A 1,600-nucleotide genomic window follows, 5' to 3' on the forward strand; every position below is an offset into this window, starting at 1 on the left:
TTTGGTAGGCTTGGGCAGACTTGAACTGCCGACCTCACCCTTATCAGGGGTGCGCTCTAACCACCTGAGCTACAAGCCTATTATTGACTAATCAATATGGTGGAGCTAAGCAGGATCGAACTGCTGACCTCCTGCGTGCAAGGCAGGCGCTCTCCCAGCTGAGCTATAGCCCCTCTTATGCCTTCGGCATTAGAAACGGTCTCTCGGTTCTTTGACTAATAACAAAACAATCTGTGTGAACACTCAGCAAAATAAATGTCTGCCGTAATAGTAAGGAGGTGATCCAACCCCAGGTTCCCCTAGGGTTACCTTGTTACGACTTCACCCCAGTCATGAATCACAAAGTGGTAACCGTCCTCCCGAAGGTTAGACTAGCTACTTCTTTTGCAACCCACTCCCATGGTGTGACGGGCGGTGTGTACAAGGCCCGGGAACGTATTCACCGCAACATTCTGATTTGCGATTACTAGCGATTCCGACTTCACGGAGTCGAGTTGCAGACTCCGATCCGGACTACGACGAGCTTTAAGGGATCCGCTTGACATCGCTGTTTTGCTTCCCTCTGTACTCGCCATTGTAGCACGTGTGTAGCCCTACTCGTAAGGGCCATGATGACTTGACGTCGTCCCCACCTTCCTCCGGTTTGTCACCGGCAGTCTCCTTAGAGTGCCCAACTTAAGGCTGGCAACTAAGGACAAGGGTTGCGCTCGTTGCGGGACTTAACCCAACATCTCACGACACGAGCTGACGACAGCCATGCAGCACCTGTATCTAGATTCCCGAAGGCACCAATGCATCTCTGCAAAGTTTCTAGTATGTCAAGAGTAGGTAAGGTTCTTCGCGTTGCATCGAATTAAACCACATGCTCCACCGCTTGTGCGGGCCCCCGTCAATTCATTTGAGTTTTAACCTTGCGGCCGTACTCCCCAGGCGGTCTACTTATCGCGTTAGCTCCGCTACTCACAGATTAAATCCACAAACAGCTAGTAGACATCGTTTACGGTGTGGACTACCAGGGTATCTAATCCTGTTCGCTACCCACACTTTCGCACATGAGCGTCAGTCTTTGGCCAGGGAGTCGCCTTCGCCACTGATGTTCCTCCAGATATCTACGCATTTCACCGCTACACCTGGAATTCCACTCCCCTCTCCAAGACTCTAGCCTGCCAGTTCTAAATGCAATTCCCAGGTTGAGCCCGGGGCTTTCACATCTAGCTTAACAAACCGCCTGCGTGCGCTTTACGCCCAGTAATTCCGATTAACGCTCGGACCCTCCGTATTACCGCGGCTGCTGGCACGGAGTTAGCCGGTCCTTCTTCTGTCGCTAACGTCACAGCTAATGGGTATTAACCATTAACCTTTCCTCACGACTGAAAGTGCTTTACAACCCGAAGGCCTTCTTCACACACGCGGCATGGCTGCATCAGGGTTGCCCCCATTGTGCAATATTCCCCACTGCTGCCTCCCGTAGGAGTCTGGACCGTGTCTCAGTTCCAGTGTGGCTGATCTTCCTCTCAGAACAGCTAGAGATCGTCGCCTTGGTGAGCCTTTACCTCACCAACAAGCTAATCTCGCTTAGGCCACTCTTTGCGCGAGAGCC

Annotated in this window: 2 tRNA genes and 1 rRNA gene; all 3 read right to left on the minus strand. The window is 52.1% G+C overall.

Annotated elements, in window-relative coordinates:
• Window positions 1–2 precede the first annotated feature (2 nt).
• Window positions 3–79, minus strand: a tRNA-Ile gene (locus tag ACEN2L_RS20680).
• 18 nt (window positions 80–97) lie between these two features.
• A tRNA-Ala gene (locus tag ACEN2L_RS20685) sits at window positions 98–173 on the minus strand.
• Window positions 174–271: 98 nt separating this feature from the next.
• Window positions 272–1,600 (minus strand): 16S ribosomal RNA (locus ACEN2L_RS20690); the annotation flags it as partial.

This window comes from Flavobacterium sp. W21_SRS_FM6 (assembly GCF_052119645.1).
GTDB lineage: Bacteria > Pseudomonadota > Gammaproteobacteria > Enterobacterales > Alteromonadaceae > Paraglaciecola.